Raw genomic sequence first — 13,390 nt, 5'->3', positions numbered from 1 at the left:
GTTACCGAACCTCCACGGGTATGCCCTGCAAACGCTCCAGGGCCTCGTTCACCGACGACGGCATGAGCTGGCGCAGGCAATTATAGTGACCGAAGCGGCAGGTGCGGTCGAAGCACGGGCTGCACTCGATGCCCAGGCGCACGACTTCGACCTTGTCGGCCAGCGGAGGCGTGAAGCCTGGCGAGGTGGAACCGTAGACCGCCACCAATGGCCGGTTCAGGGCTGCGGCCACATGCATCAGGCCGGAGTCGTTGGACACCACCGAATCGGCGCAGGACAGCAGGTCGATGGCTTCGGCCAGGGACGTGTCGCCGCTGAGGTTCACCGACTCTTCCCGAAGCCCCGGGATCAGCCGCGAACGGATGTCTTCGCCCACCGGGTGATCTTTTTTCGAGCCGAACAGCCAGACCTGCCAGCCTTCGCGAATCTTCGCCTCGGCAACCTGGGCGTAATGCTCCGCCGGCCAGCGCTTGGACTCTCCGAACTCGGCCCCCGGACACAGGGCCAGCACCGGACGATCCAGGCTCAGGCCGAACTTGGCCAGTGCCGCTTCACGGGTCACCGGATCGATCGCAAGGCTGGGTCGTGGATACGGCTTGGGCAGCTCGGCCCCAGGCTCGCAGGCCAGGGCCATGAAACGCTCGATCATCAGCGGATAACGTTCTTTGTCCAGCGTGCGCACGTCGTTGAGCAGGCCGTAGCGAAACTCGCCACGCCAGCCGGTGCGCTTGGGGATGCCGGCGAAGAACGGCACCAACGCCGATTTCAACGAATTGGGCAACAGGATCGCCTGGTCGTACTGACCGGCCAGGGATTTGCCGATGCGCCGACGGGTCGCCAGCTCCAGCACGCCATGGCCGAGCGGGAAGCTCAAGGCCTTGCGTACCTCGGGCATGCGCTCAAGGATCGGCCGGCTCCACTCGGGGGCCAGGACGTCGATTTCGCACTGCGGATGACGCTGTTTAAGGCACTGGAACAGTGTCTGCGCCATCACCATGTCACCGACCCAGCTGGGCCCAACGATCAGAATATTCATGTGTTTTCCAAAAACGATACGGGGAGGCCTACGCCTCCCCGCCTCGAGAATCACTGTGGCTTAGGTCGTTGCCTGTTGCCCTAATCTACAACACACCACATTTAAATCTTCAGCTCAGCCCCAGCTCCCGCCAGATCCGCAGTACCTGCCTGCGTTCATCCACGAACTGGTCGCCCGGGATCACCCCGGCATCCTTCTGCAAGGCCTGGCGGTGAGCGGCGGATCGGTAGGCTTTGTAGGCCTCGCGCAACAGCGTGGCATCTTCGGCCGGCATCAACCCAACCTCCTGCAACCCGTCCAGGATGCGGATGTTATCGGTGTAGCGCACCAGCGACGGGTGTTCCTCGGACCACGCCAGGGCCGCGTATTGCACCATAAATTCAATATCGACGATACCTCCGGCGTCCTGCTTGAGGTCGAAGGGCGCCGTGGCCTCGAAGGCATTCGGCGCAGTCCCGGCGGCGGTGGCCTTGCTGCCAAGGTTGTCGCGCATCTTGGCGCGCATCTCGCTGACCTCCTGGCGCAGCGTCGGCAAGTCACGCTTGCGTCCCAGCACCTGGGCGCGGACTTTCTCGAACGCCTGGCCCACGTCCTGGCTGCCCACCAGCACCCGCGCCCGCACCAACGCCTGATGCTCCCAGGTCCAGGCTTCATTCTCCTGATAACGGGCAAACGCCCCGAGGGAACTGACCAGCAACCCCGACGCCCCGGACGGCCGCAGGCGCATGTCCACTTCATACAACTGCCCGGAGTTGGTCTGGGCGGTCAACAGGTGAATGATCCGCTGGCCGAGCCGGGTGAAGAACTGCGCGCCGTCGATGGGTTTCGGGCCGTCGGTTTCCGCCTGAGGGTCGCCATCGTGGATGAACACCAGGTCCAGGTCCGAACCATGCCCCAATTCCAGGCCGCCGACTTTTCCATAACCGACAATAATGAAGCCCGGATCGCACAGGCTGCCATCGGTGCGCAATGGCACACCGTGCTTGGCCACCGTCTGGCGCCAGGCCAGGGCCAGCACTTGTTCGAGAATCGCCTCGGCCAGCCAGGTCAGGTAATCGCTGACTTTCATCAGCGGCAGGCTGCCGGCGATTTCCGAGGCGGCCACCCGCAGGCGGTGCGCCAGCTTGAAATGCCGCAGCGCCTCCATTTGTTGCTCAAGGTCATCCTCGGGGATGCGCGTCAGGCGCTCACGCAACTCCGCCGCCAACTCCGGCGCCAAGGGCGGCTTGAACAGCCGGCCCTCGTTGAGCAATTCATCGAGCAGTAATGGGAAGCGGGTGATTTGTTCAGCAATCCACGGGCTCGCCGCGCACAACGTCAGCAAACGCCGCAGGGCGCCGGGGTTTTCCGTCAACAGCACCAGGTAGGCCGAACGGCGGGCCACGGCCTCCACCAAGGGCAGCACCCGCTCCAGCACCAAGTCCGGATCGGCATGCTCCACAGCCTGGGCCAGCAGGCGCGGAATGAAGGCATCCAGACGCTCGCGTCCCAGGCGTTGCATCGCGCGCAGTTGCGGGCTGCCGCGCAAGGCGGCCAAGGCCTTGAGGGTTTTGGGTGCATCGACGAAGCCGCCCTCTTCCAACTGACGACACGCCGCCTCTTCATCCTGGCTGTCTTCCCACAACGGCAACCATTCGCCGCCCACCACCACTTCGCTTTCGACGCCCGCTTCTTCATCCGGGTCGGCGATGACCTGGCCGAAATGCCAGGCCACACGCCCGCGCCAGTACATCAATTGCTCGTGAAAGGTCGACCAGTCGGCAAACCCCAGCATGAAGGCAATGCGCGCCTGATCCTGCGGGTTGTCCGGCAACATCTGGGTCTGGCGGTCGGCAATGGCCTGGATCGCATGCTCGGTATAACGCAGGAATTCATAACCTTGACGCAGCTCGTCGATCACCTTGGCCGGCAGATAGCCCTGGCCTTCCAGCGTGCCCAGCACCTTGAGCAGCGGGCGCTGCTGCAAGCTCAGGTCGCGACCGCCATGGATCAGTTGGAACGCCTGGGCAATGAACTCCACCTCACGAATGCCGCCCGAGCCCAGCTTGATGTTGTCGGCCATGCCCTTGCGCCGCACCTCCTGCTGGATCAGTTGCTTCATGGTGCGCAGCGCTTCGATGGCGGAAAAATCCAGGTAACGGCGATAGACGAACGGGCGCAGCATGTCGAGCAGTTGCGCTCCCGCCACCTGGTCACCCGCCACCACGCGCGCCTTGATCATAGCGTAACGCTCCCAGTCGCGGCCCTGGTCCTGGTAATACTGCTCCAGGGCATTGAAGCTCAGCACCAGCGCTCCGGCCGAGCCGTAGGGGCGCAGACGCATGTCGACGCGGAACACAAAACCGTCGACGGTCATCGGGTCCAGGGCCTTGATCAGGCGTTGGCCGACGCGGATGAAAAATTCCTGGTTATCCAGCGGTCGCTTGACGCCAACGGTTTCGCCACCCTCGGGGTAGGCGAAAATGAGGTCGATGTCCGACGACAGGTTCAGCTCCACGGCGCCGAGCTTGCCCATGCCCAGGATGACCATCTGCTGCGGCTCGCCGCTGCGCCGTCCGGTGGGTGTGCCGAATTGCTGGCTGAGGCGCTGGTACAACCATTGATAGGCCTGGTCGATGCAGGTGTCGGCCATGTCCGAGAGGTCGCGGCAGGTCTGGACCAGGTCGGCCTGGCGGGTCAGGTCGCGCCAGATGATCCGCACTTGCTGGCGGGTGCGCTGGCGGCGCAGGACGCGGCCCAGCTCTTCTTCCGTCTCGGCGGCCTGCACGGCGGCACCGATCTGCGCGCACATTTCACCGGGCGCCAGGCTGCGGTCCAGTTCGCCGCTGCGCACCAGTTCCAGTAGCATCACCGGGTCACGGACACTCTGCTCGATGACAAAGTCGCTGGCGGCGGCAATACGGTTGAACGCCTCCCAGCGCTGCGGGGTCCAGGCCGACAGCCCGTGATCGTCGTCGAGCAAGGCGACCACCGCACGGAACGACTGCTCGGCGCGACTGACCAATGACTGGAGAATGGCCGGTACCATTTCCGGTATTGGGGCAAGCGAGGGCAGGCTCATGGTCTATCCTTGATCGGCGCAGGGGAGGCTGGATGTAGTGTTTTTTCAAAAGACACTACCTGATCGACTGTCGAACAAAGATGATAAATAGCTGAAAATCTGATTTTATTGGCAGCCGGCATCAAGTTTTTACCTGTTCGAGTTGGCTAAAGACCAACAGTAACGATTATTCTCACAACGAAACGAGGGGCCATAAGCCGCTCATGTGTAGTTTTACTACTCGTCTATACATTCGAAAGGCTGAAACGGCCGACGATTTGTAGTAAAACTACACGCCGCCGAAACAACCTTCGGCAATCCAAGAATTTATATCGTCTGCCCACAAGGCCAGTCGCAAACTCAGGCAACCGATTCTGGTAGCCTTTCCGCCCTGGAGCAAGCCATGCAAGACCTCGATCCCGTCGAAACCCAGGAATGGCTGGACGCCCTGGAATCGGTTCTCGACAAAGAAGGCGAAGACCGTGCTCATTATCTGATGACCCGTATGGGCGAACTCGCAACCCGCAGCGGTTCGCAACTGCCCTACGCCATCACCACGCCGTACCGCAACACGATCCCCGTTACCCACGAAGCACGCATGCCTGGCGACCTGTTCATGGAACGCCGCATTCGCTCGCTGGTACGCTGGAACGCGTTGGCCATGGTCATGCGTACCAACCTGAAAGATTCTGACCTGGGCGGTCACATCTCCAGCTTCGCCTCCAGCGCGACGCTGTATGACATCGGCTTCAACTATTTCTTCCAGGCCCCGACCGACGAACACGGCGGCGACCTGATCTACTTCCAGGGTCACGCATCGCCAGGCGTCTACGCCCGTGCGTTCATGGAAGGCCGCATCTCCGAAGACCAGATGAACAACTTCCGCCAGGAAGTGGACGGCAACGGCCTGTCTTCGTACCCGCACCCTTGGCTGATGCCGGACTTCTGGCAGTTCCCGACCGTTTCCATGGGCCTGGGTCCGATCCAGGCGATCTACCAGGCGCGCTTCATGAAGTACCTGGAAGCCCGTGGCTTCATCCAGCCAGGCAAGCAGAAAGTCTGGTGCTTCATGGGTGACGGCGAGTGCGACGAGCCGGAATCCCTGGGCGCGATCTCCCTGGCCGGCCGCGAGAAACTGGACAACCTGATCTTCGTCATCAACTGCAACCTGCAGCGCCTCGACGGCCCGGTTCGCGGCAACGCCAAGATCATCCAGGAACTCGAAGGCGTGTTCCGTGGCGCCCAATGGAACGTCAACAAAGTCATCTGGGGTCGCTTCTGGGACCCACTGCTGGCCAAGGACGTCGACGGCATCCTGCAACGTCGTATGGACGAAGTCATCGACGGCGAGTACCAGAACTACAAGGCCAAGGACGGCGCGTTCGTCCGTGAGCACTTCTTCAACACGCCTGAACTCAAGGCAATGGTTGCCGACTTGTCCGACGACGAGATCTGGAAGCTCAACCGTGGCGGCCACGACCCGTACAAGGTCTATGCGGCGTACCATCAGGCAGTCAACCACAAAGAGCAGCCAACCGTCATCCTGGCCAAGACCATCAAGGGTTATGGCACCGGTGCCGGCGAAGCGAAGAACACCGCGCACAACACCAAGAAGGTCGATGTCGACAGCCTGAAGCTGTTCCGCGACCGCTTCGACATTCCGGTCAAGGACAGCGAGCTGGAAAACCTGCCGTTCTTCAAGCCCGAAGAAGGCAGCGCCGAAGCTCGTTACCTGGCAGAGCGCCGTGCCGCACTGGGCGGTTTCGTACCGCAGCGTCGCGCCAAGAGCTTCAGCGTCCCGACCCCGCCACTGGAGACCCTCAAGGCAATCCTGGACGGCTCGGGCGACCGTGAAATCTCCACCACCATGGCTTTCGTGCGGATCCTCGCGCAACTGGTCAAGGACAAGGAAATCGGCCAGCGCATCGTCCCGATCATCCCGGACGAAGCCCGTACCTTCGGTATGGAAGGCATGTTCCGCCAGTTGGGTATCTACTCGTCCGTCGGCCAGCTCTACGAGCCAGTCGATAAAGACCAGGTGATGTTCTACCGCGAAGACAAGAAGGGCCAGATCCTCGAAGAAGGCATCAACGAAGCGGGCGCCATGAGTTCCTTCATTGCCGCCGGTACTTCGTACTCCAGCCACAACCAGCCGATGCTGCCGTTCTACATCTTCTACTCGATGTTCGGCTTCCAGCGCATCGGCGACCTGGCCTGGGCGGCCGGCGACAGCCGTACCCGTGGCTTCCTGATCGGCGGTACCGCAGGCCGCACCACCCTCAACGGTGAAGGCCTGCAGCACGAAGACGGCCACAGCCACATGCTGGCCGGGACCATCCCGAACTGCCGCACCTATGATCCGACCTACGGCTACGAGCTGGCGGTGATCATCCAGGACGGCATGAAGAAGATGACCGAAGAGCAACAGGACGTCTTCTACTACATCACCGTGATGAACGAGTCCTACCAGCAGCCAGCCATGCCGGCCGGCGTAGAGGAAGGCATCGTCAAGGGCATGTACCTGCTCGAAGAAGATACCCGCGAAGCGGCGCACCACGTCCAGCTGATGGGCTCGGGCACCATCCTGCGCGAAGTGCGTGAGGCGGCGAAGATCCTGCGTGAAGAGTTCAACGTCGGCGCCGACGTCTGGAGCGTCACCAGCTTCAACGAACTGCGTCGCGACGGCCTGGCCGTAGAGCGCAGCAACCGCCTGCACCCTGGCCAGAAGCCAAAGCTGAGCTACGTCGAAGAATGCCTGAACGGCCGCAAAGGTCCGGTCATCGCGTCTACCGACTACATGAAGCTGTTCGCCGAACAGATCCGTCAGTGGGTTCCTTCCAAGGAATTCAAAGTGCTGGGCACCGACGGTTTCGGCCGTAGCGACAGCCGCAAGAAGCTGCGTCACTTCTTCGAAGTCGACCGTAAGTTCGTTGTGTTGGCAGCCCTGGAAGCCCTGGCTGACCGTGGCGATATCGAACCTAAAGTGGTGGCCGAAGCCATCGCCAAGTTCGGCATCGATCCGGAAAAACGCAACCCACTGGACTGCTGAGGAGAATTTTCGTGAGCGAACTCATTCGCGTACCTGACATCGGCAGCGGTGAAGGTGAAGTAATTGAACTGTTTGTGAAGGTCGGCGACCGCATCGAAGCCGACCAGAGCATCCTGACGCTTGAATCGGACAAGGCCAGCATGGAAGTGCCTGCGCCGAAGGCCGGTGTCATCAAGAGCCTGAAAGTGAAGCTCGGCGACCGTCTGAAAGAAGGCGACGAACTGCTGGAACTGGAAGTCGAGGGCGCCGCTGCGGCGCCTGAAGCACCCGCCCCTGCTGCCGCCCCGGCCGCGGCTGAAAAGCCTGCCGCCGCACCGGCTGCCGAAGCGGCTCCCGCGCCAGCTGCTGCGCCTGCCGCTGCCACCGTCCAGGACATTCATGTCCCGGACATCGGTTCGTCGGGCAAGGCCAAGATCATCGAAGTGCTGGTCAAGGTTGGCGACACCGTCGAAGCCGACCAGTCGCTGATCACCCTGGAATCCGACAAGGCCAGCATGGAAATCCCCTCGCCGGCCGCCGGTGTGGTGGAAAGCGTCGAGATCAAGCTGGAAGACGAAGTCGGCACCGGTGACCTGATCCTGAAACTCAAGGTCGCTGGCGCTGCGGCGCCTGCCGCACCCGCCCAGGCCGCTGCACCTGCCGCCAAGACCGAAGCCCCGGCTCCAGCCGCCGCGCCTGCCGCCAAGGCCGAGGCTGCCCCAGCCCCGGTCGCCGCGCCTGCGCCAAGCGGTGCCAAGGTGCACGCTGGCCCTGCGGTGCGTCAGCTGGCCCGTGAATTCGGTGTCGAGCTGTCGGCCGTCGGCCCAAGCGGCCCTCACGGTCGCGTGCTGAAAGAAGACGTGCAAGCCTACGTCAAGGCCATGATGCAGAAGGCCAAGAACGCACCGGCCGAAGGCGCCACTGGCGGCGCGGGCATTCCGCCGATCCCGGCGGTGGACTTCAGCCGCTTCGGCGAAACCGAAGAAGTGGCCATGACGCGCCTGATGCAGATCGGCGCTTCGAGCCTGCACCGCAGCTGGCTGAACATTCCGCACGTGACCCAGTTCGACCAGGCCGACATCACCGAGCTGGAAGCTTTCCGCGTCGCCCAGAAAGCCGTGGCGGAAAAGGCCGGCGTGAAGCTGACCGTGCTGCCCCTGCTGCTCAAGGCGTGTGCGCACCTGCTCAAGGAACTGCCGGACTTCAACAGCTCCCTGGCGCCAAGCGGCAAGGCTGTGATCCGCAAGAAATACGTGCACATCGGCTTTGCCGTCGACACCCCGGAAGGCCTGCTGGTACCGGTCATCCGCAACGTCGACCAGAAGAGCCTGCTGCAACTGGCTGGCGAAGCCGCTGCCCTGGCCGAAAAAGCCCGGAGCAAGAAGCTCACTGCCGACGACATGCAAGGCGCCTGCTTCACCATCTCCAGCCTCGGGCACATTGGCGGCACCGGCTTCACGCCGATCGTCAACGCGCCGGAAGTGGCGATCCTGGGTGTTTCCAAGGCCACCATCCAGCCGGTCTGGGACGGTAAAGCCTTCCAGCCCAAGCTGATGCTGCCACTGTCGCTGTCCTACGATCACCGTGTGATCAACGGCGCCGCCGCTGCACGCTTCACCAAGCGCTTGAGCGACCTGCTGGGCGACATCCGCACCATCCTGCTGTAACACCGGGCGGCCCTCCCTTGGGAGGGCCATTCGGCGCACCGTTTTCCGAGCGCCACGCTCGTACCTCAACCCCGCCCGTTTGGCGGGGCTTTTTTTGCCTGGAATCCAAGCCTGCTCCCACAATGGTCTTGCGGCGCCAAGGCTATTTTCCTACCACACAAGCTCTAAATGACCACGCCACCTGTTAGTCATTTCCCACAACTTGCGCCCCCTTCCCTAGCGATATTTATGGCGCGTCGAGCTTTAGCATCAAGCCGCCAAGGCAACTTGATACTTGCCCCCACTACTAAAATTTCGAATGGATTCGAATATGTTCAAACCTACCGTCGGCCCCATAGTCGGCCACACGACAACGGATCACGCCCGGATATTCCTGCGGGGCGATCACGCCAACAACCGGGCATTCGCCGGCATTCGCCACCGGCGCCAAGGCGATACACGCTGGTCGAAAGGGCACTTTGTCCAATTGGAGGCCTACCGCGACATGTCCGATGTGATCGTGTTGAAAGACCTTCAACCCGATACCGCCTACGAATACCAGGCCGGCTGGGTCAGTCCCCTGAGCCCGACCCATACCGTGGTAACCGTCCAGGAACTGCCGCTGCAATGGCCCCGGAACACCTACTGCTTACGCACACCGGCCAGCAGAACCGATGCACCTCGCGCCTATATCGTGGGTTCTTGCCGCTACTTGCGAATCGCCGCAGGCACGCCGCTGCTACCCGGGCTTGGGGACCGCACCTTTGCCGGCATCAACCGCCTCGTGGCGCAGGCCGACCCACCGATCAGCGCGGTGTTGATGACCGGCGACCAGGTTTATCTGGATGACCTGAATGTCATCGGCCCGGACCGAACCTATAAGAACATTCTCTCCAGATACCGCACGGTATTCACCCAGCCGCACATCAGGAAACTGATGTCTGGTACCCCTACCTACATGATCCTCGACGACCATGAGATCGAAGACAACTGGCCTGCCAGGAGAACCGGTAACGACGACATCCTGTACGCCAATGCCATGGACGCTTATGGGCTTTATCAGGCCAGCCATGGACCCGCCCATGAACTGTCGAACGACGGAACATTAAACAAGTCGCTAACCCGCTACTGGTACACCTTCACCCACGGCGATATCCAATGGTTCGTCACCGACAGCCGGACGCAACGCAACCTGTCGGCGGATGATCGGCGCATCCTCGACAAGGAACAGGAACAGTCTTTGCTCGAGTGGCTCGTCAACAGCCCCGCCCGGGTCAAACTCGTCGTGACCAGCGTCATGTTCTTCCCTGACAGCAAGCACGATGATGGCGATGCCTGGCAGGCCTTCCCGGAACAACGCCTGCGCCTGCTGGAAACCATACGCCGCCACCGGATCAAAAACGTGGTTTTCGTCTCGGGCGATGTCCACGGTTCCATGACCAGCCGCCTGGGTCACAGCGAGGATCCTGATTTCGAGGTCAACACCGTCGTTTCCTCGCCGTTCTACAACAGCAAATTGCTGCCTTTTGCAAAAGCCTCGGATTTTATTTTCCACAGGCCCATGGCCCGCACCAAAAGCGGTGAGTACCGCTATGAACTGACCAGCAAAGTGGTGAGCCAGGACAACTTCGCCCGCCTGCATGTCACGGCGCAGAGCCTTCAAGTCACCTTCCACGACCGGGACGGCAATCCCTTGCAAACCGTCGATATTGCCCTGCAATGACCTTCCATGCCCTCTGATCGGTCGGCGACTGGAGAAATCCTCTCGTCGGCCGATAAAAGGTTTATAGCACTTGGCCTTCATCTCTCTTGTCAGCCAGTGCCGCAATGATGCAACCTTGCGCCAATCCGTAATAACGAGGGCGTCAGCCCGGCGCGATCAGCATTTTCGAAGCGAGTTTCCCCATGAAAAGCCAACCCGATGCCGCCAGCCGTATGGCGGCCGAGGTAGTGACGCAGTTACCGGTGCCCTCGCGGCTCGGTATGCTGCGTTTCGAACGGCTGAATGAAGCAAGCTGGGCGCTGTTGTTCCTCGACCCCAACTGCGAGCGATACTTCGGTCTGCCGGCGGTAGAACTGTGCTCGCTGGTCAGTGCGCCCTACGCCAGCTTGATGGAGCCCGAAGCGCGCTATCAGTTGCACGACGCCATCCAGCAACAATTGGCCCAGGCCGCGCATTACCAGATTCGCTACACGCTCCACACCACCAAGGGCCCGATGAATGTGCTGGAGACGGGTGAAGCCTATAAGCAACACAATCGTCATCTGCTACGCGGTTACCTGCTGGCGGTGGACCATTTGCTGCAAGGCGAACCCTCCGTGCCCGCGCTGGACCTGGAAACCCAGAATTCACGCCTGCAGATCGCCCTGGAACTGAACCAGCGCGCCCAGCAAGAACAGCTCCAGCACCTGGACCGGGTACGCGCCCAACAAGACTTGATCCTGCTGCTGACCCGTCAACGCTACAGTGCCAACAACTCCCTGCTCGAAGCGGCCGAACTCATCACCCGCAGCGCCTGCGACATCTACCAGATCGACTGCGCCAGCCTCTGGAATCTGGACGATGGCAAACTGGTGCCGATTTCCGCCTACAACCACGCGTCCCAGGAGTATTTCCTGCCAGCGGTGATCAACGCCAACGACTTTCCCAACTACATGGAGGCGTTGCAGACCTGCCGCGCCATTGACGCCCACAATGCGATGCGCGACCCGCGCACCCGGGAAATGGCCGAGAGCCTGCGCGCCCGTGACGTCAATGCCATTCTCGACGCGAGCGTGCGTATCGACGGCCAGGTGGTGGGCGTGCTGTGCCTGGAGCAAGTGGGCGTCACCCGCGCCTGGCAATCGGATGAAATCGCCTTTGCCGGCGAGCTGGCGGACCAGTTCGCCCAGGTTATCAACAACCACAACCGACGTACCGCCACCAGCGCCCTGCACTTGTTCCAGCGCGCTGTGGAGCAGAGCGCCAACGCGTTCCTGCTGGTCAATTGCGACGGTGTGGTGGAGTACGTCAACCCGAGCTTCACCGCGATCACCCAGTACACCACCGAGGAAGTCCACGGCCAACGCCTCTCGGAACTGCCGGCCCTGGAGAACCTCAGCGAACTGCTGTTCGACGCACCCTCGGCGCTGGCCCAGAGCAACAGCTGGCAGGGTGAGTTCAAGAGCCGGCGCAAGAACCTGGAGCCCTACTGGGGCCAGCTGTCGATCTCCAAGGTCTATGGCGATAACCGCGAGCTGACCCATTACATCGGCATCTACGAAGACATCACCCAGACCAAGCTGGCCCAGCAGCGCATCGAGCGCCTGGCCTACACCGACAACCTGACCAACCTGGGCAACCGTCCGGCGTTCATTCGCAACCTCGATGAACGCTTCGCCCGGGACAGTGACTCACCCATCAGCCTGCTGCTGGTGGACATCGACAACTTCAAGCGCATCAACGACAGCCTCGGCCACCAGACCGGCGACAAACTGCTGATCAGCCTGGCCCGGCGCCTGCGCAACAGCTTGAGCCCCAGCGGCAGCCTGGCGCGATTTGCCAGTAACGAATTCGCGGTCCTGCTGGACGACACGAGCCTGGAAGCCGGGCAGCAGATCGCCAGTCAGTTGCTGATGACCCTCGACAAACCCATGTTCGTCGATAACCAGTTGATCAGCGTGACCGGCTCCGTGGGCCTGGCCTGCGCGCCGCTGCACGGTCGCGATCCACAGACCCTGATGCGCAACGCCGGTCTCGCCCTGCACAAGGCCAAGGCCAACGGCAAGCACCAGGTCCAGGTGTTCACCGAGGCCCTGAATGCCGAGGCCAGCTACAAGCTGTTCGTAGAAAACAACCTGCGCCGCGCCCTGACCCAGAACGAGCTGGACGTGTTCTACCAGCCCAAGCTGTGCCTGCGCAGCGGCCGCCTGCTGGGCATGGAAGCGCTGCTGCGCTGGAACCATCCGGAAAAGGGCATGATCCGCCCGGACCAGTTCATCAGCGTGGCCGAAGAAACCGGCCTGATCATCCCCATTGGCAAATGGATCGCTCGCCAGGCTTGCCGCATGAGCAAGCAACTGACCGCAGCCGGCCTGGGTAACCTGCAAGTGGCGATCAACCTGTCGCCCAAGCAGTTTTCCGACCCGGACCTGGTCGCCTCCATCGCCAGCATTCTCAAGGAGGAGCAACTGCCGGCCCGGCTGCTGGAACTGGAGCTGACCGAAGGCCTGTTGCTGGAAGCCACCGAAGACACCCACTTGCAGCTCGACCAGCTCAAGCGCCTGGGGCTGACCTTGGCCATGGACGACTTCGGCACCGGGTATTCGTCCCTGAGTTACCTGAAGAAATTCCCGATCGACATCATCAAGATCGATCGCAGCTTCATCCACGAAATCCCGGACAACCAGGACGACATGGAGATCACCTCCGCAGTGATCGCCATGGCCCACAACCTGAAACTCAAGGTCGTGGCCGAAGGCATCGAGACCGCCCAGCAACTGGCCTTCCTGCGCCGTCATCGCTGCGACGTCGGCCAGGGCTACCTGTTCGACCGACCAATCCCCGGCGCCGATCTGGTCGAAAAACTCAAGCGCTACCCCCGCGGACCGCTGGTCTGACGGTCGCAGCCACCTCTACGTCCATCCCCTCGCCACCGTTG

At 61.9% G+C, this 13,390-nt stretch carries 6 protein-coding genes; 4 read left to right on the top strand and 2 right to left on the bottom strand.

What is annotated here, in order from left to right; all coding sequences use genetic code 11:
- Position 1: 1 nt before the first annotated feature.
- Together waaF and glnE are read right to left on the bottom strand one after the other, a co-directional pair.
- Entirely contained in the window at positions 2-1,036 is a 1,035-nt protein-coding gene (waaF, locus tag GFU70_RS02680) for a lipopolysaccharide heptosyltransferase II (RefSeq protein ID WP_153387558.1), read from the bottom strand.
- A gap of 109 nt (positions 1,037-1,145) precedes the next feature.
- Positions 1,146-4,097: a bifunctional [glutamate--ammonia ligase]-adenylyl-L-tyrosine phosphorylase/[glutamate--ammonia-ligase] adenylyltransferase gene (gene glnE / locus GFU70_RS02675; RefSeq protein WP_153387557.1), complete on the bottom strand. Its 2,952-nt coding sequence runs from the start codon at positions 4,095-4,097 to the stop codon at positions 1,146-1,148.
- A gap of 382 nt (positions 4,098-4,479) precedes the next feature.
- On the opposite strand from glnE, the gene aceE reads away from it, so the two are divergent.
- From aceE to GFU70_RS02655, 4 genes are all read left to right on the top strand, one after another.
- Complete coding sequence (gene aceE, locus GFU70_RS02670; RefSeq protein ID WP_116643311.1) at positions 4,480-7,125, top strand: pyruvate dehydrogenase (acetyl-transferring), homodimeric type; 2,646 nt, start codon at positions 4,480-4,482, stop codon at positions 7,123-7,125.
- 11 nt (positions 7,126-7,136) lie between these two features.
- Entirely contained in the window at positions 7,137-8,771 is a 1,635-nt protein-coding gene (gene aceF / locus GFU70_RS02665; RefSeq protein ID WP_058543023.1) for a dihydrolipoyllysine-residue acetyltransferase, read from the top strand.
- A 310-nt stretch (positions 8,772-9,081) separates the two neighbouring features.
- The gene (locus GFU70_RS02660; protein ID WP_153387556.1) at positions 9,082-10,473 is read left to right on the top strand and encodes an alkaline phosphatase D family protein; all 1,392 of its coding nucleotides are present in this window, start codon (positions 9,082-9,084) and stop codon (positions 10,471-10,473) included.
- 182 nt (positions 10,474-10,655) lie between these two features.
- On the top strand, positions 10,656-13,349 hold the full coding sequence (locus tag GFU70_RS02655; protein ID WP_058543022.1) for a putative bifunctional diguanylate cyclase/phosphodiesterase: 2,694 nt from the start codon (positions 10,656-10,658) through the stop codon (positions 13,347-13,349).
- Positions 13,350-13,390: the final 41 nt, after the last annotated feature.

Source organism: Pseudomonas brassicacearum (assembly GCF_009601685.2).
Classification (GTDB): Bacteria; Pseudomonadota; Gammaproteobacteria; order Pseudomonadales; family Pseudomonadaceae; genus Aquipseudomonas; species Aquipseudomonas kilonensis_B.
Note: the sequence above shows the minus strand (reverse complement) of the source record. Positions and strands in the feature narration are given on the sequence as shown.

What these genes read in the sequence shown, in the direction of transcription:
- aceE (WP_116643311.1), top strand. Translation starts at nt 4,480, where the DNA reads ATGCAAGACCTCGATCCCGTCGAAACCCAGGAATGGCTGGACGCCCTG.
- GFU70_RS02660 (WP_153387556.1), top strand. Translation starts at nt 9,082, where the DNA reads ATGTTCAAACCTACCGTCGGCCCCATAGTCGGCCACACGACAACGGAT.
- glnE (WP_153387557.1), bottom strand. Translation starts at nt 4,097, where the DNA reads ATGAGCCTGCCCTCGCTTGCCCCAATACCGGAAATGGTACCGGCCATT.
- waaF (WP_153387558.1), bottom strand. Translation starts at nt 1,036, where the DNA reads ATGAATATTCTGATCGTTGGGCCCAGCTGGGTCGGTGACATGGTGATG.
- GFU70_RS02655 (WP_058543022.1), top strand. Translation starts at nt 10,656, where the DNA reads ATGAAAAGCCAACCCGATGCCGCCAGCCGTATGGCGGCCGAGGTAGTG.